20 protein-coding genes and 1 pseudogene are annotated in these 18,462 nt (G+C 50.9%); 15 read left to right on the top strand and 6 right to left on the bottom strand.

All coding sequences use genetic code 11. From position 1 onward, the window contains the following. Positions 1-279 precede the first annotated feature (279 nt). Together ACLD11_RS16450 and ACLD11_RS16445 are read left to right on the top strand one after the other, a co-directional pair. Positions 280-606 (top strand): glucose-6-phosphate dehydrogenase, encoded by a 327-nt coding sequence (locus ACLD11_RS16450; RefSeq protein ID WP_183059899.1) that lies wholly within the window; start codon positions 280-282, stop codon positions 604-606. 238 nt (positions 607-844) lie between these two features. After that, positions 845-1,510: a YecA family protein gene (locus ACLD11_RS16445; protein WP_411015126.1), complete on the top strand. Its 666-nt coding sequence runs from the start codon at positions 845-847 to the stop codon at positions 1,508-1,510. 74 nt (positions 1,511-1,584) lie between these two features. Here the strand turns inward: ACLD11_RS16445 and tyrP are convergent, their stop codons facing one another. Next, entirely contained in the window at positions 1,585-2,796 is a 1,212-nt protein-coding gene (gene tyrP, locus ACLD11_RS16440) for a tyrosine transporter TyrP (RefSeq protein WP_411015125.1), read from the bottom strand. Positions 2,797-3,022: 226 nt separating this feature from the next. On the opposite strand from tyrP, the gene ACLD11_RS16435 reads away from it, so the two are divergent. Further along, positions 3,023-3,262, top strand: a complete 240-nt coding sequence (locus tag ACLD11_RS16435) for a YecH family metal-binding protein (RefSeq protein ID WP_000377238.1) — start codon at positions 3,023-3,025, stop codon at positions 3,260-3,262. Between the two features lie 45 nt (positions 3,263-3,307). On the opposite strand, the gene ftnA is transcribed toward ACLD11_RS16435, so the two are convergent. Both ftnA and ACLD11_RS16425 read right to left on the bottom strand, forming a co-directional pair. Continuing rightward, on the bottom strand, positions 3,308-3,805 hold the full coding sequence (gene ftnA, locus ACLD11_RS16430) for a non-heme ferritin (protein WP_061425070.1): 498 nt from the start codon (positions 3,803-3,805) through the stop codon (positions 3,308-3,310). A gap of 239 nt (positions 3,806-4,044) precedes the next feature. Next, a complete protein-coding gene (locus ACLD11_RS16425) occupies positions 4,045-4,380 on the bottom strand; it encodes a YecR-like lipofamily protein (protein ID WP_000803229.1) in 336 nt (111 codons plus the stop codon). Between the two features lie 255 nt (positions 4,381-4,635). On the opposite strand from ACLD11_RS16425, the gene ACLD11_RS16420 reads away from it, so the two are divergent. After that, entirely contained in the window at positions 4,636-5,274 is a 639-nt protein-coding gene (locus ACLD11_RS16420; RefSeq protein ID WP_411012320.1) for an RpiB/LacA/LacB family sugar-phosphate isomerase, read from the top strand. 178 nt (positions 5,275-5,452) lie between these two features. Here the strand turns inward: ACLD11_RS16420 and ACLD11_RS16415 are convergent, their stop codons facing one another. Continuing rightward, entirely contained in the window at positions 5,453-5,956 is a 504-nt protein-coding gene (locus ACLD11_RS16415; protein WP_000741707.1) for a non-heme ferritin-like protein, read from the bottom strand. Positions 5,957-6,505: 549 nt separating this feature from the next. On the opposite strand from ACLD11_RS16415, the gene ACLD11_RS16410 reads away from it, so the two are divergent. From ACLD11_RS16410 to otsA, 4 genes and pseudogenes are all read left to right on the top strand, one after another. After that, positions 6,506-7,063 (top strand): DJ-1/PfpI family protein, encoded by a 558-nt coding sequence (locus ACLD11_RS16410; RefSeq protein WP_088758744.1) that lies wholly within the window; start codon positions 6,506-6,508, stop codon positions 7,061-7,063. Positions 7,064-7,291: 228 nt separating this feature from the next. Further along, a pseudogene (araH, locus tag ACLD11_RS16405) lies at positions 7,292-7,474 on the top strand (L-arabinose ABC transporter permease AraH); the annotation flags it as partial. A 222-nt stretch (positions 7,475-7,696) separates the two neighbouring features. Then, positions 7,697-8,500 (top strand): trehalose-phosphatase, encoded by an 804-nt coding sequence (gene otsB / locus ACLD11_RS16400; protein ID WP_411015124.1) that lies wholly within the window; start codon positions 7,697-7,699, stop codon positions 8,498-8,500. Then, a complete protein-coding gene (gene otsA, locus ACLD11_RS16395) occupies positions 8,475-9,896 on the top strand; it encodes an alpha,alpha-trehalose-phosphate synthase (protein WP_411015123.1) in 1,422 nt (473 codons plus the stop codon). Before otsB ends, otsA begins: the two co-directional genes overlap by 26 nt. Positions 9,897-9,913: 17 nt before the next feature. Here otsA and uspC read toward each other — a convergent pair whose 3' ends face one another. Further along, a complete protein-coding gene (gene uspC / locus ACLD11_RS16390) occupies positions 9,914-10,342 on the bottom strand; it encodes a universal stress protein UspC (RefSeq protein ID WP_076726766.1) in 429 nt (142 codons plus the stop codon). A gap of 11 nt (positions 10,343-10,353) precedes the next feature. Further along, positions 10,354-10,455 (bottom strand): hypothetical protein, encoded by a 102-nt coding sequence (locus ACLD11_RS16385; RefSeq protein WP_411015122.1) that lies wholly within the window; start codon positions 10,453-10,455, stop codon positions 10,354-10,356. Between the two features lie 673 nt (positions 10,456-11,128). Between ACLD11_RS16385 and flhD the strand changes: the two genes are divergently transcribed. The 7 genes from flhD (at position 11,129) to tar (ending at position 18,431) form a co-directional block, all read left to right on the top strand. Then, positions 11,129-11,470, top strand: coding sequence for a flagellar transcriptional regulator FlhD (flhD, locus tag ACLD11_RS16380; RefSeq protein ID WP_179127226.1), 342 nt, complete (start codon positions 11,129-11,131; stop codon positions 11,468-11,470). Between the two features lie 2 nt (positions 11,471-11,472). Next, on the top strand, positions 11,473-12,051 hold the full coding sequence (gene flhC / locus ACLD11_RS16375; protein ID WP_411015121.1) for a flagellar transcriptional regulator FlhC: 579 nt from the start codon (positions 11,473-11,475) through the stop codon (positions 12,049-12,051). Between the two features lie 124 nt (positions 12,052-12,175). After that, complete coding sequence (gene motA, locus ACLD11_RS16370; RefSeq protein WP_000906312.1) at positions 12,176-13,063, top strand: flagellar motor stator protein MotA; 888 nt, start codon at positions 12,176-12,178, stop codon at positions 13,061-13,063. Beyond that, a complete protein-coding gene (gene motB / locus ACLD11_RS16365) occupies positions 13,060-13,989 on the top strand; it encodes a flagellar motor protein MotB (protein ID WP_000795653.1) in 930 nt (309 codons plus the stop codon). The genes motA and motB overlap by 4 nt, the downstream gene beginning before the upstream one ends. 4 nt (positions 13,990-13,993) lie before the next feature. Then, the gene (cheA, locus tag ACLD11_RS16360) at positions 13,994-16,009 is read left to right on the top strand and encodes a chemotaxis protein CheA (protein ID WP_411015120.1); all 2,016 of its coding nucleotides are present in this window, start codon (positions 13,994-13,996) and stop codon (positions 16,007-16,009) included. Between the two features lie 20 nt (positions 16,010-16,029). Further along, positions 16,030-16,533, top strand: a complete 504-nt coding sequence (gene cheW, locus ACLD11_RS16355; RefSeq protein ID WP_000147295.1) for a chemotaxis protein CheW — start codon at positions 16,030-16,032, stop codon at positions 16,531-16,533. Between the two features lie 236 nt (positions 16,534-16,769). After that, positions 16,770-18,431 carry a methyl-accepting chemotaxis protein II gene (gene tar, locus ACLD11_RS16350; RefSeq protein WP_411015119.1) on the top strand — a complete coding sequence of 554 codons (1,662 nt, stop codon included), beginning with the start codon at positions 16,770-16,772 and terminating at the stop codon, positions 18,429-18,431. Positions 18,432-18,462 lie beyond the last annotated feature (31 nt).

Raw genomic sequence — 18,462 nt, 5'->3', positions numbered from 1 at the left:
CTATGCTCCTGGGGACTCACTCCCTTGCCGCCTTTAAGCAACTCGAATTATTTTGGGTATAGAATAGGTTTACAAGCTGTGTTATCGCGGAAGACATGATTAAGGCAACCGTGCGTGTGGATATAAAGAGAGTACCCCTGTAAACTGTGTCTGAAAAAAGTATGCGCTATAGTGCGGGCTGTTTATTTGAAATACTATCTGGAGCTGATTCTGGATGTGATTATGTGCCTCACACATTGAAGTGAGAGTTATTGTTGGCGGTATCTGGCTGGAGGCTGGGTGGTAAAAAGACGTAATTTATTGCATTTTAATAACGGTGCCCGGTCAGAGCGCGATCTTGGGGATCTGGTCACTAAAGTTTTTGAGAAAGCGGCGAAAAAAGAACCGCAACCGCTATACACATTTAGCCTGCCGTTGCTGAGTGTGCAGGATGAGATCCGTGTTTTCTGTAAGAAAAAAAATATCAAAATAGGGTACGATACGCTGTTTATGGAAATAACCTTTTCTGCTGACAGAGAAGCGGTAGATGAACTCATTAAACACTTTTTTACTGAAAATAAGCTCTATTTGAGAGGGCGGTATTATCTGTCCGCGGCGGTGGTATAAGTTAGCATGAGTATAATATAGCGAGAAACCCATCTCTCGCTTTTGTGTGGGGCGAGCGCTTCCTGGCGGAAAATCTGCGCCCTGATCCTCCTTTTGTGCGTTAACTTCCGGAATCCTCCTCATTTCGTGTTAATCTGGCCCCTGATGGTTGCCATCCAAACTGCCTGCAAAAAAATTATTTTTATCCGCTGCAATGTAAGAGGCCTACAGGCGGAAGTCATCACTGAGGAAAAGCGTTATGAAAATGGAACCATTAAACGAGAACGAGCTGGAATGGCTGGATGATGTGCTGACGAAATACAATACCGATCAGGCCATTTTGGATGTCGCGGAGCTGGACGGTCTGATTACTGCGGTACTAAGTTCTCCGCGTCCCATCGAGCCGGAACAGTGGCTGGTCGCGATATGGGGGGGGCCCGCGTACGTACCGCGCTGGACATCTGAAAAAGAAATGACGCGATTTATGGATCTGGTGTTCCAGCACATGGCGGACACCGCCGCCCGGCTTGAAGACTATCCAGAACAGTTCGAGCCGCTGTTTGGCCTGCGAGAAGTTGATGGCCATGAATTAACGATTGTTGAAGAATGGTGCTTTGGTTACATGCGCGGAGTGTCGCTGTCCGACTGGTCTGACTTGCCGGATACGCTAAAACCGGCGCTGGAAGCGATTGCCTTACACGGCACTGAAGAAAACTTTGCTCTGTTGGATAAAATGAGCCAGGAAGCGTTCGATAAAAGCGTTGATGCTATCCGTATCGCGGCGCTTGAGCTGCATGCCTGGTGGATGGCGCATCCGCACACGACGCCGCTACAGATGCCGATAAAAGCAGAGGTGAAAGTGGGGCGTAACGATCCTTGCCCATGCGGGAGCGGCAAAAAATTTAAGCAGTGCTGCCTGCATTAATGGCTCGTACACGGCCATAGCGTGATGATTATCGCGCCTGGACGGCGTCCGGGCCCGGTAATCTTTGCCTGGCATTAACCTGGATCGGGCAGGAACCCCAGAGCGATCGAAAACTGGACGCCAATCACGACAATGCCGCAGATAAACACCAGCGCCAGCGCTGGCGTGCCGCCTGCCACACGATATCCCGCCTGAGGGTTCTGTTTACGGCATTGCCAGACCAGCATGGCAGGGATGAGCAGTGCCAGCACTGCCAGCGCTACGCCGGCATAGCCTAATGCCATCACAAATCCGCGTGGGTAGAAAAGCGCAAACGCCAGCGGCGGCAGAAAGGTAATCAGGCCGGTTTGCAGACGTCCGGACACCGTACTGCGGCGCTGGAAGAGATCGGCCAGGTAATCAAATAATCCTAGCGCTACGCCCAGAAAAGAAGTCGCCAGCGCCAGATCGGCGAACAGGTGGACCGCCAGTTCGACATGTGGCGAAGCGACCACTTCTCTGAGCGCCTGCAGCAGGCCATTTAACCCGGCATGGCTGGCCAGTAGCCCTCTGAATGTCGGCGAGTCGATGCTTCCCAGCGTGGCGAGCTGCCAAAAAATATAGGCCACTAACGGAATGGCGCTACCTGTCATAAAGACCCAACGCAGCTTGCGAATGTTGCCGTTCATATAACTCACAATACTCGGTACGCTTCCGTGAAAACCAAACGAGGTGAAAATGACCGGTATGGCGGATAACGCCAGTCCCTGCTGTAAAGGAAGCGTAAGAAGATTTACTTTATGAATATGTGGCGTGAGCAACACAAGCATGATGACCAGAAAAATGATCTTTGCGCTAAACAGGAAACGGTTAAAAAGGTCGACCAGCGAGGTGCCCACACACACCACTCCACCGGCAACAAAGGTGAACAGCAGCACCCCGGCAGCGGGCGAGAGCGTGGCGCCAAGCCAGTTATTAATACTGGATGCCAGTAATTCTCCGGCTCCGGAAATGTAGGCGGCGGTGAGCGCATACATTAAGAACATCATACTGAATCCCGTAAGCCACTGTCCGTAACGTCCGAGATAGCGTTTTGCCAACGAGCCCAGCCCGGTATCCGCCGGAACGTGTTGATATACTTCCAGTAATAGTAGCGCGGTATAACACATCAGCGCCCACAGGCCAATCAACAATCCCAGCGTGACGCTGAAACCAACGCCAGCCGCTGCCAGCGGCATTGCCAGCATCCCGGCGCCGATAGTGGTGCCTGCCACGATAAAAATACTGCCCAGAGTTCTGTTTTTCACGCTTTCTACTACCCAGGTAACAAAGAACGGTGATATCCGCGGCGCAGGGTAAGGCATTACGCTATTTTCGTCAAATGGTCGTTACAATGAGTGTACTGTAAAATTTACAGTTCCGGGCATAAAAGCGAATATAGGAAGAGACGCGGACAACCGCCGCAAACCTGCGCTAGCGCAAAGTCGCTCGCACAAGGACACATTAGGCTACGAGTTTTATTCAGGAGGGGTTATGGATTCCATTCACGGTCACGAAGTACTCAACATGATGATTGAGTCTGGCGAGCAGTACACGCATACCTCGCTGGAAGCGGCAATAAAAGCGCGCTTTGGCGAGCGGGCACGATTTCACACCTGTTCAGCGTCAGATATGACGGCGGCGGAACTGGTCGCGTTTCTGGCGGCGAAAGGAAAGTTTATTGCGGTAGAGGACGGTTTTTCAACGCATGAGAGTAAAATCTGCCGCCATTAATACGCCACGGTGAGAGCGCGTCTCACCGTGTAAGGACGTGCTGGATTAATTTTGTGTATCCAGTGTGGAGAGTTCTTTATCAATGAAATAAAGCCCTTCGCCGCTTTTTCCCGCCAGCGTTAATTTATCAATAATAGATTTGAACAATTTTTCTTCTTCATGCTGCTCGGCCACATACCACTGCAAGAAATTAAATGTCGGATAATCCTGGCTGGTCATTGCGGCATGAGCCAGTTCATTAATTTTTTGCGTAATAATCTGCTCATGCTCATAGGTCGCGCGGAACAGCTCATCCAGTGAGGCGTATTCAGCGAAGGGCGAAGAAACGGTATTAATGCGCGGCAGGCTTCCGGTATCGGTAAGGTAGTCAAACAGGCGCTGCATATGCGTCATCTCTTCTTGCGCATGGCGACGAAGAAATGCGGCCGCGCCTTCAAAGCTGTGATAGCTGCACCACGCGCTCATTTGTTGATAGAGCAGGGAGGAGTACAACTCCAGATTCATTTGCTCATTCAGTTTGTCGATCATTTCTGTTTTCAGCATGGTTCCGCTCCACAAATAGCAAAAGATATACGGTAATGTGGCGCCACTATAATTTGTTATTTTATTATTTGCAAAAGGTAAAATATTATTTTTAATTATTAAAAATACGAATGGGAATAAAACGCATTAGCGCCAGTGTATAGCGTATAGAAATAAAGGAAAGCCAGCACCTTCATGCTGGCAATAGCGACCCTGCACTCTCCTCCATTGTACATGGTGTCGGCGTTAAGCCAGCCGCCTTAATAATAAAGCGGCATGATTTGCGGGACGGCAACGCCCCTGCACTGCCAGGAGAGAGTAAATCGGGTGTTCAGACACAACGAGCCCGCATAAATGCTACAGGTTCCTACCGGCTGACCAAACGAAACGGCATCGGCATAGCCCATCTGCTGGCATTCGCGTGTTGCCGTCCCGTGAGATACATAGTCATCTGTCCGTGAAGTAAAAAATAGCGGCTGGTTATACGTCAGGCGCACGATGCCGCTTATCGGGCTGGCTTCGCTGACCTGCGCTTGTCGAGTAATGGTGCATCCCGTCAGGGCTAGCAGTGAAAGAGTAAAAATAAGAGGCTTCATAAAATCGCTCCGACAGTTCGGTATCAGACCATGCTACCTCGTGTCTTGCACCGTCAATGGCTGGAATAACTTACGGATTCGCCTTGATTAAAGGTAACGGCAGGAGATTTACAGCGGGAACAGAAAATGTGTGAGCGTCTTTTCATTTAATGAAACTTCGTTTCATTAAATTTGAATGTGCGTTCGCAAATGTGTAATGTGGGCAAAACGTCATGATTTACGCAGGCGCGACCGTCTGCATTCAGGAGGAACACGATGAAAATTGCACTGATGATGGAAAATAGCCAGGCCAGCAAAAATGCCATCATTTATAACGAACTTAGCGCCGTCGCCAATGAAAAGGGATTTCCCGTTTTTAACGTTGGCATGTGCGACGAAAATGACCATCACCTGACGTACATTCACTTGGGCATCATGGCAAGTATTCTGCTTAATGCAAGCGCGGTTGATTTTGTGGTCACTGGCTGTGGCACCGGTCAGGGCGCGCTGATGTCGTTAAATATTCATCCAGGTGTCATTTGTGGCTATTGCATCGATCCGGCAGATGCTTTTCTGTTTGCGCAGATCAACAACGGCAATGCGTTGTCCCTGCCGTTTGCGAAAGGCTTTGGCTGGGGCGCTGAGCTGAACGTGCGTTTCATCTTTGAAAAAGCGTTTACCGGGCGTAAAGGCGAGGGGTATCCGCCTGAGCGCAAAGCGCCGCAGGTACGCAATGCGGGCATTTTGAACCAGGTTAAGGCCGCGGTCGTCAAAGAGAATTATCTGGATACACTGCGGGCTATCGATCCTGAACTGGTTAAAACGGCGGTTTCAGGGCCGCGTTTCCAGCAATGTTTGTTCGAAAACGGCCAGAATAAAGAAATAGAAGCGTTTGTACGTGAGATGCTGGGGTAATGCCCAGACAAGCCAGAGACGTTTCGCGCATGTCGGCTGGCATGATGTGCCGATAATACGCCAGTAGCGACAGGCACCACCTCTGGCAAACAGATCAGAAACGGTATAGGCCGGATAAGCTGCTTCGCGTTGCTATCCGGCTAATAACGTCTCAATATTGTCGCTCGGGGAGCCGCTATCAGTGATGCTGATAGGTCACGACGTTAAGGAGATGCTGATCGGTTTGCGCCAGGCATAACCCTGCTCGTTTAGCGCTGCGAACTTCTTCGAGAATAGTTTGTAAAAGTACGCCATCCTGCTGCTGCTCTTTTTCCAGGGTATGGAGAAAATCGAGCGTTGAGGCATCATTCAGCGCTTTCGCTTCATCTGCCAGACGCGACAGCGTGCTGGCGCGTTGCTGATAATCCTCCAGGGTTTTCTGGAATAATTCTTCCAGAGAGCAGAGCTCTTCACCCGGAACGTCAATGGCTTTAACGATAGGGGTGGCACCGGCGTTTTTCATAAAATTAAACATGCGCATCATTTGCGTCACGTTGCCTTGCGCCTGGGTACGAAGAAAGGTGGCGGTGCCTGTTAAACTGTGTTCAGAACACCATTCGCTTAGATGGAGGTAAAGATTTGATGCGTAAAACTCAAGGTTCATTGGCGTGTTGAGCTTTTGAACCATTCCTACAGCTGCCATAACAATATCCTTATTTCCAGAAAGTGTTGATGTGCATGACAGACGAGAATGCAACGGGCCGTTGTCACATTCTTACCTCTATGCACAATAAATACTCTTAGCAGAAGAACTCCGTTCCGCCAGTCCCTTATGCGATCTCATTTCCTGTTTATCGATCGGTAATGAGAATAGCGCGTCAATAAAAATAAGAAAATCCTTAAATGCCATTGTTTATCTTTTTTTACATTTTCAGCGGTGTGATTTTTTCAGGTGTAATGATTTTTGACGCGGTATGATTTCAACCATTTGAAATATAAAGAATATTATGTTTTTTGTGATTTATGAAACATTGTTTCAGATCATGTGATGGGCCTTTCAAGTATGGTAATCTCAATAAAATAAACATTAGCCAGTCTGGATATCACACGCATGAATGGTTGATAGCAAATATGCCTGTTTTTATAAAATAGCCAATTTTGCGGTAGATCATTTTTAATGTCATTAATCATACGAGCACGTTATTCGATTGAGCGCAGTTTTGATGGGTGACTCGTTAACAAGGAGCAGTCAATGAAAAAGGTCGCGGTGCTGTTGGCACCAGGATTTGAAGAAGCAGAGGCCATTGTTACTCTTGATATTCTGCGACGTTTGCATATCGACGTCGAAACGCTGGCGTGTGCTGAATCACGGGCGGTGGTGAGTTACCATGATATTCCTATGGTTGCGGACAGCACGCTGAGTGAACGCCAGCAGGCGCTTTTCGATGCGGTAGTGCTGCCGGGCGGTCCGCAGGGGAGCGCTAATCTGGCGGCTAATCCGGCGGTGATCGCTTTCGTTGCGCGTCATGATGCGGCAGGCAAATTAATTTGTCCTATCTGTTCCGCGGCGGCAAGGGTGCTGGGTGCTCACGGATTGCTGAAGGGGCGTCGTTATGTCTGTTCCGGCGACCTGTGGAAAGCGGTTCCGGAAGGTGTCTATGTGGATGCGCCCGTTGTTGAAGATGGTAATTTAATTAGCGGCAAAGGCTTGGGTCATGTCTTTGATTTCGCGCTAACCCTTTCCGCCAGACTGTTGGGAGATGATGTGCCGGTTCGCGAACAGGCTGAACATATCTATTATCCCTGGTAATCGTTATTCACCCAGGGCCGTAAGGATTAGCTGGCTGATGTTATGGATTAATGTGCTGGCTTTCCTGCCTTTTGGCTGATGAATTCGCTCTGGGTTATGTCAGTTTCCGCTAAAACTATTCCTGCCATCAGCATTTATCTAATGAATGAAAGACAGTGCACCGTTTTACGTCTTCTCTAACAAGAATCGTTTGATTTTACCCTACATAAAAAACGCTAAAGCAGGTCAATGACTTTCCTGGGTTATGAGTTAATCGTTATTTCTGCGTGCGTATTAGGGGGCGTTTTCCTGAGAGGCGGCCTCGGAAAAATCTCATATGTGGTGGAGAGCGTACTGATATCAGGAACGGTGGAGAACGCGATGAACCTGCTCAACATTTCACCTTTTGCACAGTACGTGGTTCGCGGCTGAATCCTTCTGGCAGCAGTTATCTTCGACCATTATAAGCAAAAAGCGAAGCGTATGATTTGATGAATTAACACTCAACTAAACAGTATAGCTTCACGTCATCGCCAACCGCTACCCCGGCTGGCGATGGTCTTTCTAAATGGCGAGCAGCGTCACACTGTCTATACTTACATGACTAATGAGACCGTTTGTGAGTCTCAATATGATGATAAGGAGGAGACCAGGGTGGCAGAACCGTTAACCGTATCCCCCGAACTCACTGCGAACTATGCGTATTTTTTTGACCTTGATGGCACATTGGCAGAGATAAAGCCTCATCCCGATCAGGTAGTGGTACCGCATAAAATCCTTCAGTTGTTAGACCGTCTCGCGGCGCACAACGCAGGGGCACTGGCATTGATTTCAGGGCGTTCAATGACTGAGCTGGATGCTTTGGCGAAGCCTTTTCGCTTTCCGCTCGCTGGCGTTCACGGGGCAGAGCGTCGTGACATCAATGGTAAAACCCATATCGTGCGCCTTCCTGAAGCGGTAGTCCGTGAGGTGGAGGCGTTATTACGTTCGACGCTTGTAGCGCTGCCCGGAACGGCGCTGGAGACGAAGGGGATGGCGTTTGCGCTGCACTACCGTCAGGCTCCGGAACATGAAGCGGCGCTATTGGCGCTTGCGCAACACGTTACGCAGCACTGGCCGCAACTGGCGTTGCAGCCTGGTAAATGTGTTGTGGAAATCAAACCTAAGGGAACCAATAAAGGCGAAGCGATTGCCGCCTTTATGCAGGAGGCGCCCTTTGCGGGACGGATTCCCGTTTTTGTGGGCGACGATTTGACCGATGAGGCTGGCTTTGGCGTGGTGAATCACGCTGGCGGAATTTCCGTAAAAGTGGGCGTCGGGGCAACCCAGGCGGCATGGCGGCTGGAAAGCGTACCCGATGTCTGGCGCTGGCTGGAGCAAATCAATTATCCACAACAAGAACAACAAGTAATGAATAACAGGAGAGATGGCTATGAGTCGTTTAGTCGTAGTATCTAATCGAATTGCCCCCCCGGATAATAAAGGCGGCGCCGGCGGCCTCGCCGTTGGCGTGCTTGGCGCGCTAAAAGCGGCTGGCGGGTTGTGGTTCGGCTGGAGTGGCGAGACAGGTAACGAGGATGAGCCATTAAAAAAGGTGACAAAAGGTAATATTACCTGGGCATCGTTTAACCTGAGTGAACAAGATTACGAAGATTATTACTGTCAATTTTCCAATGCGGTTCTCTGGCCAGCGTTCCACTATCGTCTGGACCTGGTACAGTTTCAGCGTCCTGCATGGGAAGGCTATATGCGGGTGAATGCGTTATTAGCGGATAAGTTATTGCCCCTCATTAAAGAGAACGACATTATTTGGGTGCATGACTACCACCTGTTACCGTTTGCCAGCGAGCTGCGTAAACGCGGCGTGAACAACCGAATTGGTTTTTTCCTGCATATTCCATTCCCGACCCCGGAGATTTTTAACGCCTTACCGCCGCATGATGAACTGCTGGAGCAGTTGTGTGACTTTGATCTGCTCGGGTTCCAGACCGAAAATGATCGCCTGGCTTTTCTGGATAGCCTTTCGAGTCAAACGCGAGTCACGACTCGCAGCGGCAAGCAGCATATCGCGTGGGGTAAAGACTTCCAGACAGAAGTGTATCCTATCGGTATTGAGCCCGATGAGATTGCTCTACAGGCTGCCGGGCCGTTGCCGCCAAAACTGGCGCAGCTCAAGGCGGAACTGAAAAATGTAAAGAATGTTTTTTCCGTTGAGCGGCTGGATTATTCGAAAGGGCTGCCGGAACGCTTCCTGGCGTATGAAGCGCTACTGGAAAATTACCCGCAGCATCGGGGAAAAATTCGTTATACCCAAATTGCGCCTACGTCACGCGGCGAAGTACAGGCATATCAGGATATTCGCCACCAGCTTGAGACGGAAGCAGGCCGGATTAATGGGAAATATGGACAATTGGGCTGGACGCCGCTCTATTATCTGAATCAGCATTTTGACCGTAAACTGTTAATGAAGATATTCCGTTATTCAGACGTCGGGCTCGTCACCCCGTTGCGTGACGGGATGAACCTGGTGGCGAAAGAGTTTATCGCCGCGCAGGATCCCGCTAATCCTGGCGTACTGGTACTGTCACAGTTTGCCGGCGCGGCGAATGAACTGACGTCGGCGTTAATCGTCAATCCTTACGATCGGGATGACGTGGCGGCGGCGCTCAATCGCGCGTTAACGATGCCTCTTGCCGAGCGTATTTCGCGTCATGCGGAAATGCTGGACGTGATCGTTAAAAATGACATTAACCGCTGGCAGGAGCGTTTTATTCATGACCTAAAGGAGGTCACGCCGCGTAGCCCTGAGCGTCAGCAGCAGAACAACGTGGCAACGTTCCCTAAGCTGGCCTGAGATATCGCGAGCGGCGACTAGTCGCCCGCTAACGGCACCAGCAACACATCTACCTGGCTGGCGCTGACGACACTTTTTGCCGAGCAGGACGCGCGCGAAAAGAAACTGTGGTTATGGTTGCCGCAAATGACCAGATCAATATGGTGTTTGCGGCACACAGCCAAAATATGCTGGCTTAACTCACCTGATGCGATGAAAGTTTGTTCAATCGGATAATCCGCCTTTTCCCCCAGCATCTTAAGAAAATTCTCGGTTTCCTCATGCATAACCGCGCGTAAATCCTCCATCATGGGCGCGGCGAACTGGTTATACAGTTCAGGATCGGAAGCGAGAGTAATCAGGCTTACTTTCGCCTGGACAGGGCGGGCGATAGAGACCGCTTTAGCCAGTAGCTGGTGACTTTCCGGGGTGACGGCAACGGCGACAAGAATATGGGTGTAGCTCATAACTCGCTCCTTTATTGCAAGAATATGAGATTGTGCTTTAGCTTTACTCTGTTTATCGCATTTCTGCAATACGGTAATGCCGCATTAATGTGAAGGGCATCATAATTAATCATTAATTATTCTTATGTAAAGAATCGTGGCATAAGACACTTTTTACACACCACCAGGATACTTTATTTAAACGGGTGAAAAATGAAAGCTAAAAGTTAAATCAAATGAGCTTATTTTTAACAGAAGAGGGCGTATGCTTTGACGAGATTAATTAATAACGCTTAATATTTAAGCCACTGTTTACTAAAGGTAAAATAAAAACGTTTCTACAATAGAAATAATAGCCTTCTATCTATTACTCTGGGGGTATTTTAACAGAGAGAAACAAAAAATAATTTGGTGTTGACGTGCCCCTATTCAGCTGTGTGGAATAGAAAAAGTGAACATTAGGTTATTAATTAAACAAAGTAAAAGCCATGCTGATGGTTTTATCGTAAGTATTCTGTTAAATTATGTGATGTACATCACATATTTTCTAAAATCGCCGTCCCGCTCCGTTGTATGTCACGAAGCTGACGAGTAGAGTTGCGTCGAATTAGGAAAAATCTTAGGCATTTGTAAAAATTGATGTAAACGTGTAAGGCGAATCTCAGTGGGAGGCTGCGTTATACGTCACAATGTCTGAGCGCTGCTATGCATTTGACCTTTTTGCTTCTTTTACCGGGCCTTCCCGGCGACATCACGGGGTGCGACTACGTCGCACAAAAATAAAGTTGGTTATTCTGGATGGGAACAATGCATACATCCGAGTTGCTAAAACACATTTATGACATCAATTTGTCATATTTACTCCTTGCACAGCGTTTGATCGTCCAGGACAAAGCATCTGCGATGTTCCGCCTCGGTATCAACGAAGAGATGGCAAACACATTGGGCGTGTTGACCCTGCCGCAGATGGTCAAACTGGCGGAGACGAACCAGTTAGTTTGCCATTTCCGGTTTGACGATCATCAGACGATCACCCGTTTGACTCAGGATTCGCGCGTCGATGATTTACAGCAGATTCACACAGGTATCATGCTTTCAACGCGTCTGCTCAATGAAGTGGACGATACGGCGCGTAAGAAAAGGGCATGATAATGAGTGAAAAAAGCATTGTTCAGGAAGCTCGCGATATCCAGTTGGCGATGGAGTTGATTAATCTTGGCGCTCGTCTGCAAATGCTGGAAAGCGAAACACAGCTCAGCCGTGGTCGCCTCATCAGGCTGTACAAAGAATTACGCGGTAGCCCGCCGCCTAAAGGGATGCTGCCATTTTCGACAGACTGGTTTATGACCTGGGAGCAAAATATTCATGCCTCCATGTTCTGCAACGCCTGGCAATTTTTACTGAAGACCGGCTTATGCAGCGGTGTGGATGCGGTGATTAAAGCTTATCGGCTTTATCTTGAGCAGTGTCCGCAACCACCTGAAGGGCCGTTGTTGGCGCTGACTCGCGCATGGACGCTGGTGCGTTTTGTTGAAAGTGGGTTGCTTGAATTGTCGAGCTGTAACTGCTGCGGTGGGAACTTTATTACCCATGCGCATCAGCCCGTGGGCAGCTTTGCGTGTAGTTTATGCCAGCCGCCATCCCGCGCAGTAAAAAGACGTAAACTTTCCCAAGATGCTGCCGATATTATTCCACAACTGCTGGATGAACAGATCGAACAGGCTGTTTAACCGAAACGGTGTGGACAAACACTCCAGCAGCGGTAAGTCGTTACCGCTGCTTTTTTTTGCCTTGCCTTCGCGTTAATCGCCCGACTGCGCATCCTGTCATAGTCAACAGCGGAAGGATGATGTCGTGCTTATCTTATTAGGTTACCTGGTGGTTATCGGTACAGTTTTCGGCGGTTATGTCATGACCGGCGGACACCTTGGGGCACTCTATCAACCCGCTGAACTGGTCATCATTGGCGGCGCGGGGATAGGGGCGTTCATTGTCGGCAACAACGGGAAGGCCATCAAAGGCACGATGAAAGCGATCCCGTTGTTATTTCGTCGTTCGAAATACACAAAATCTATGTACATGGATTTGCTGGCGTTGCTCTATCGCCTGATGGCCAAATCACGCCAGCAGGGGATGTTCTCCCTTGAACGCGATATTGAAAATCCGAAAGAGAGTGAAATCTTCGCCAGTTATCCGCGTATTCTGGCCGATGCGGTAATGCTTGATTTTATTGTCGATTATCTGCGCCTGATCATCAGCGGCAACATGAATACGTTCGAAATTGAAGCGTTGATGGATGAAGAGATTGAAACCCATGAAAGCGAGGCGGAAGTCCCGGCCAACAGTCTGGCGATGGTGGGGGATTCGCTGCCTGCCTTTGGTATCGTCGCGGCGGTAATGGGGGTGGTTCACGCTCTGGCTTCTGCCGATCGCCCGGCAGCGGAGTTAGGGGCGCTGATTGCCCATGCCATGGTAGGTACGTTCCTCGGTATTTTACTGGCTTATGGATTCATTTCACCGTTAGCGACCGTTTTGCGCCAGAAGAGCGCCGAAACCACCAAGATGATGCAGTGCGTAAAAATTACACTGCTGTCTAATCTGAACGGCTATGCGCCGCCGATTGCCGTGGAATTTGGACGTAAAACGCTTTATTCCAGTGAGCGTCCATCATTTATTGAGTTGGAAGAACACGTTCGCGCAGTGAGAAATCCAAACCAGCAGCAGACGACTGAGGAAGCATGAAAAATCAGGCTCATCCCATTGTCGTCGTAAAACGCCGCAGGCACAAACCGCACGGCGGCGGGGCGCACGGCTCCTGGAAAATTGCCTATGCCGATTTTATGACGGCGATGATGGCTTTTTTTCTGGTGATGTGGCTGATTTCCATCTCCAGCCCTAAAGAATTAATTCAGATTGCCGAATATTTTCGTACGCCGTTGGCCACCGCGGTAACGGGGGGGAACCGGATTGCCAATAGCGAGAGCCCGATACCAGGCGGCGGCGATGATTACACCCAACAGCAGGGTGAAGTGGAAAAGCAGCCGAATATCGACGAGCTGAAAAAACGGATGGAGCAGAGTCGCTTAAACAAACTGCGTGGCGATCTGGATCAACTGATCGAATCCGATCCCAAACTGCGCGCGTTACGTCCGCATCTGAAAATTGATTTAGTTCAGGAGGGGTTGCGCATCCAGATTATCGACAGCCAGAACCGCCCGATGTTTAAAACCGGCAGCGCCGAAGTTGAGCCGTATATGCGCGATATCTTGCGTGCGATTGCGCCAGTGTTAAACGGTATACCTAATCGCATTAGCCTGGCCGGCCATACCGATGACTTTCCCTACGCGAACGGCGAAAAAGGCTATAGCAACTGGGAGTTATCCGCCGATCGCGCCAATGCCTCGCGTCGCGAACTGGTCGCTGGCGGGCTGGATAACGGAAAAGTATTACGAGTGGTTGGCATGGCTGCCACGATGCGGCTGAGCGATCGCGGTCCTGATGACGCCATCAACCGCCGTATAAGCCTGCTGGTGTTAAACAAACAGGCGGAACAGGCCATTTTGCATGAAAACGCTGAAAGCCAGAATGAGCCGGTAAGTGTATTACAACAGCCTGCGGCAGCCCCGCCGGCAAGCGTACCCACATCGCCAAAAGCGGAACCGAGGTGATAGCGTGAGCATGGATATTAGCGATTTTTATCAGACATTTTTTGATGAAGCTGACGAGCTGTTGGCTGATATGGAGCAGCATCTGCTGGATTTGGTGCCGGAAGCCCCGGACGCTGAACAACTGAACGCCATTTTTCGCGCGGCGCACTCCATTAAAGGCGGCGCGGGCACATTCGGCTTCACTATTCTGCAGGAAACCACGCATTTAATGGAAAACCTGCTGGATGAAGCCCGACGCGGTGAAATGCAGCTCAATACCGACATTATCAACCTGTTTTTGGAAACGAAAGATATTATGCAGGAACAGCTCGACGCCTATAAAAACTCCGAAGAGCCGGATGCCGCAAGCTTCGAATATATCTGCAATGCGCTACGCCAGTTGGCGCTGGAGGCGAAAGGCGAAACCACGCCGGCGGTCGTAGAAACCGCGGCACTAAGCGCGGCGATCCAGGAAGAGAGCGTAGCCGAAACCGAATCGCCTCGTGACGAGAGTAAACTGCGCATTGTACTTTCACGGTTGAAAGCCAATGAGGTCGATCTGCTTGAAGAAGAGTTGGGCAATCTGGCTACTCTGACGGATGTCGTTAAGGGGGCGGATTCACTGTCGGCAACTCTGGATGGCAGCGTCGCGGAAGATGACATTGTCGCGGTGCTCTGTTTTGTCATCGAGGCCGATCAGATCGCTTTTGAAAAAGTGGTTGCCGCGCCGGTTGAAAAAGCGCAAGAGAAAACCGAGGTAGCGCCGGTAGCACCTCCGGCAGTCGCTGCGCCAGCCGCCAAAAGCGCGGCCCATGAACATCATGCGGGGCGTGAAAAACCTGCGCGTGAACGCGAGTCCACCAGCATTCGCGTGGCGGTAGAGAAAGTGGATCAGCTCATAAACCTGGTCGGCGAGTTAGTGATTACCCAGTCAATGTTGGCCCAGCGTTCTAACGAGCTGGACCCGGTAAACCACGGCGATCTCATTACCAGTATGGGGCAGTTACAACGTAACGCCCGCGACTTACAAGAGTCGGTGATGTCGATTCGTATGATGCCTATGGAGTACGTCTTCAGCCGTTTCCCGCGTCTGGTACGCGATTTAGCGGGCAAACTGGGCAAGCAGGTAGAGCTGACGCTGGTGGGGAGCTCCACTGAACTTGATAAAAGCCTGATCGAACGCATTATCGACCCGCTGACGCACCTGGTGCGCAACAGTCTCGACCACGGGATTGAAATGCCGGAAAAACGCCTTGAGGCGGGGAAAAATGTTGTCGGCAACCTGATTCTTTCCGCAGAACATCAGGGCGGGAATATTTGTATTGAAGTGACCGATGACGGCGCGGGGCTTAACCGTGAGCGTATCCTGGCGAAGGCCATGTCGCAGGGGATGGCGGTGAATGAAAACATGACCGACGATGAAGTAGGCATGTTGATCTTCGCGCCGGGATTCTCAACTGCGGAACAGGTCACGGATGTCTCCGGTCGCGGCGTTGGCATGGATGTGGTGAAACGTAACATTCAGGAGATGGGCGGTCACGTTGAGATCCAGTCAAAACAAGGCTCCGGCACCACGATTCGTATTCTGCTGCCGCTGACGCTGGCCATCCTTGATGGGATGTCGGTTCGCGTGGCGGGGGAAGTTTTTATCCTGCCGTTAAATGCGGTGATGGAGTCGCTGCAACCGCGTGAAGAGGATCTTCATCCGCTGGCGGGCGGCGAACGGGTTCTGGAAGTTCGCGGCGAGTATTTGCCGCTGGTCGAATTGTGGAAAGTGTTTGACGTGGACGGGGCGAAAACCGAAGCCACGCAGGGCATTGTTGTGATTCTGCAAAGCGCGGGACGCCGTTACGCGCTGCTGGTCGATCAGCTCATCGGTCAGCACCAGGTGGTGGTCAAAAATCTGGAAAGCAATTATCGCAAGGTACCGGGTATTTCCGCCGCGACGATCCTGGGCGACGGCAGCGTCGCGCTGATTGTTGATGTTTCCGCATTGCAGGGTTTAAACCGCGAACAACGTATGGCGATCACAGCCGCCTGATTGAGTGAGAAGGGAATAATATGACCGGTATGAGTAATGTAAGCAAACTGGCCGGCGAGCCGTCAGGTCAGGAATTCCTGGTGTTTACACTGGGAAATGAAGAGTACGGCATCGATATCCTGAAAGTACAGGAGATCCGTGGCTATGACCAGGTGACGCGCATCGCCAATACACCGGCCTTTATAAAAGGGGTGACTAACCTGCGCGGCGTGATTGTACCCATTGTCGATCTGCGCGTGAAATTCTGCGAAGGCGACGTTGAGTATGATGACAATACGGTAGTGATCGTACTGAATCTGGGGCAACGCGTCGTCGGGATAGTGGTAGACGGCGTGTCTGACGTACTGTCGTTAACGGCGGAACAGATCCGTCCGGCGCCAGAATTTGCCGTGACCTTGTCAACAGAATATTTGACGGGATTAGGCGCGCTCGGCGAGCGTATGCTGATTCTGGTGAATATCGAAAAACTGCTTAACAGCGAAGAGATGGCGCTGCTGGATATCGCAGCATCACACGTCGCGTAATAACGTTGCCGGATGGCGTCGCGCCATCCGGCAATCCTAACCGTTATGCTTCCGCCAGCGGTGAGAGTGCCTCTTCATCGCCCGCGCCCAGCCCCTGCATTTTGCGCTGGCATCGCCGCTGCGACACTATTATTGTCAATATCGTCTTCCGGAACAGCGTATTTCCTTTTTGCAAAAGTAAAGTTATCACCGCAGGTGCCGATAACGTTGATAACTCGTTATCAGGAAGGTGCCTTATGTTTAACCGTATCCGCGTTGTCACAATGCTGATGATGGTGCTGGGGGTTTTCGCACTGCTACAGCTTGTTTCCGGTGGTTTGCTGTTTTCTTCATTACAGCATAACCAGCAAGGTTTTGTTATTTCTAACGAATTACGCCAGCAACAAAGCGAACTCACGTCGACATGGGACTTAATGCTGCAAACGCGCATTAACCTGAGCCGCTCCGCCGCACGCATGATGATGGACGCTTCTAACCAGCAGAGCAGCGCCAAAACGGATTTACTCCAGAATGCAAAAACGACCCTCGCACAGGCGGTGGCGCACTACGCCAATTTCAAAAACATGACGCCATTGCCAGCGATGGCGGAGGCCAGCGCGAACGTCGATGAAAAATATCAGCGCTATCAGGCCGCATTAGCCGAACTTATTCAGTTTCTGGACAATGGCAATATGGATGCCTACTTCGCCCAGCCAACCCAGGGAATGCAAAACGCGTTGGGCGAGGCGCTGGGCAATTACGCCCGGGTGAGCGAAAACCTGTACCGCCAGACATTTGATCAAAGCGCTCATGACTACCGTTTTGCGCAATGGCAACTGGGGGTTCTTGCGGTCGTGCTGGTGCTGATTTTGATGGTGGTTTGGTTCGGCATTCGTCATGCCCTGCTTAACCCATTAGCGCGAGTGATTACTCATATCCGTGAAATTGCCAGCGGCGATCTGACGAAAACGCTCACCGTCTCAGGGCGTAATGAAATTGGCGAACTGGCGGGAACAGTTGAACATATGCAACGCTCGCTGATTGACACCGTGACGCAGGTTCGCGAAGGTTCGGATGCGATTTATTCCGGCACCAGTGAAATTGCCGCCGGTAATACCGACCTCTCTTCCCGTACCGAACAGCAGGCCTCCGCTCTGGAGGAGACGGCTGCCAGCATGGAACAACTGACGGCCACCGTGAAGCAAAACGCCGATAACGCCCGTCAGGCTTCGCAACTGGCGCAAAGCGCCTCCGAGACCGCGCGTCATGGCGGCAAAGTGGTTGACGGCGTGGTAAACACCATGCACGAAATTGCCGACAGTTCGAAAAAAATCGCTGACATTATCAGCGTTATCGACGGTATTGCCTTCCAGACTAACATTCTGGCGCTGAACGCGGCGGTAGAAGCGGCGCGCGCGGGAGAGCAGGGGCGCGGTTTTGCGGTCGTGGCAGGCGAGGTGCGTAATCTGGCCAGCCGCAGCGCCCAGGCGGCGAAAGAAATAAAAGCGTTGATTGAAGATTCCGTCTCGCGTGTCGATACCGGTTCTGTGCTGGTGGAAAGCGCCGGGGAAACCATGACTGACATCGTCAATGCCGTTACGCGCGTCACGGATATCATGGGCGAAATCGCCTCCGCCTCGGATGAGCAAAGCCGGGGTATCGATCAGGTCGCTTTGGCCGTTTCCGAAATGGATCGCGTAACGCAACAGAACGCCTCGCTGGTTCAGGAATCCGCAGCGGCCGCTGCCGCGCTGGAAGAGCAGGCCAGCCGTCTGACCCAGGCGGTATCGGCTTTCCGCCTGGCATCGCGACCGCTGGCGGTAAATAAACCTGAGATGCGTTTGTCAGCGGACGCTCAGTCCGGCAATACGCCGCGGCCATTAGCCGCCGGGGATGATGCGAACTGGGAAACCTTTTGATCGACGTGTGCTGTCGGTTATCGATTAATTT

It is taken from the genome of Salmonella sp. 741265116_PST (genome assembly GCF_046567715.1).
GTDB classification, from domain to species: Bacteria; Pseudomonadota; Gammaproteobacteria; order Enterobacterales; family Enterobacteriaceae; genus Salmonella; species Salmonella enterica.
This window is presented reverse-complemented; position numbering and strand designations above follow the sequence as displayed.

Bases quoted from the DNA above. Each gene is read 5' to 3' on its own strand.
- uspC (WP_076726766.1), bottom strand. From the start codon at position 10,342: ATGAGCTACACCCATATTCTTGTCGCCGTTGCCGTCACCCCGGAAAGT.
- ACLD11_RS16435 (WP_000377238.1), top strand. From the start codon at position 3,023: ATGGATTCCATTCACGGTCACGAAGTACTCAACATGATGATTGAGTCT.
- tar (WP_411015119.1), top strand. From the start codon at position 16,770: ATGTTTAACCGTATCCGCGTTGTCACAATGCTGATGATGGTGCTGGGG.
- cheW (WP_000147295.1), top strand. From the start codon at position 16,030: ATGACCGGTATGAGTAATGTAAGCAAACTGGCCGGCGAGCCGTCAGGT.
- flhC (WP_411015121.1), top strand. From the start codon at position 11,473: ATGAGTGAAAAAAGCATTGTTCAGGAAGCTCGCGATATCCAGTTGGCG.
- ACLD11_RS16415 (WP_000741707.1), bottom strand. From the start codon at position 5,956: ATGGCAGCTGTAGGAATGGTTCAAAAGCTCAACACGCCAATGAACCTT.
- ACLD11_RS16420 (WP_411012320.1), top strand. From the start codon at position 4,636: ATGAAAATTGCACTGATGATGGAAAATAGCCAGGCCAGCAAAAATGCC.
- otsA (WP_411015123.1), top strand. From the start codon at position 8,475: ATGAGTCGTTTAGTCGTAGTATCTAATCGAATTGCCCCCCCGGATAAT.
- ACLD11_RS16425 (WP_000803229.1), bottom strand. From the start codon at position 4,380: ATGAAGCCTCTTATTTTTACTCTTTCACTGCTAGCCCTGACGGGATGC.
- flhD (WP_179127226.1), top strand. From the start codon at position 11,129: ATGCATACATCCGAGTTGCTAAAACACATTTATGACATCAATTTGTCA.
- ACLD11_RS16385 (WP_411015122.1), bottom strand. From the start codon at position 10,455: ATGATTAATTATGATGCCCTTCACATTAATGCGGCATTACCGTATTGC.
- ACLD11_RS16445 (WP_411015126.1), top strand. From the start codon at position 845: ATGAAAATGGAACCATTAAACGAGAACGAGCTGGAATGGCTGGATGAT.
- motB (WP_000795653.1), top strand. From the start codon at position 13,060: ATGAAAAATCAGGCTCATCCCATTGTCGTCGTAAAACGCCGCAGGCAC.
- ACLD11_RS16410 (WP_088758744.1), top strand. From the start codon at position 6,506: ATGAAAAAGGTCGCGGTGCTGTTGGCACCAGGATTTGAAGAAGCAGAG.
- ftnA (WP_061425070.1), bottom strand. From the start codon at position 3,805: ATGCTGAAAACAGAAATGATCGACAAACTGAATGAGCAAATGAATCTG.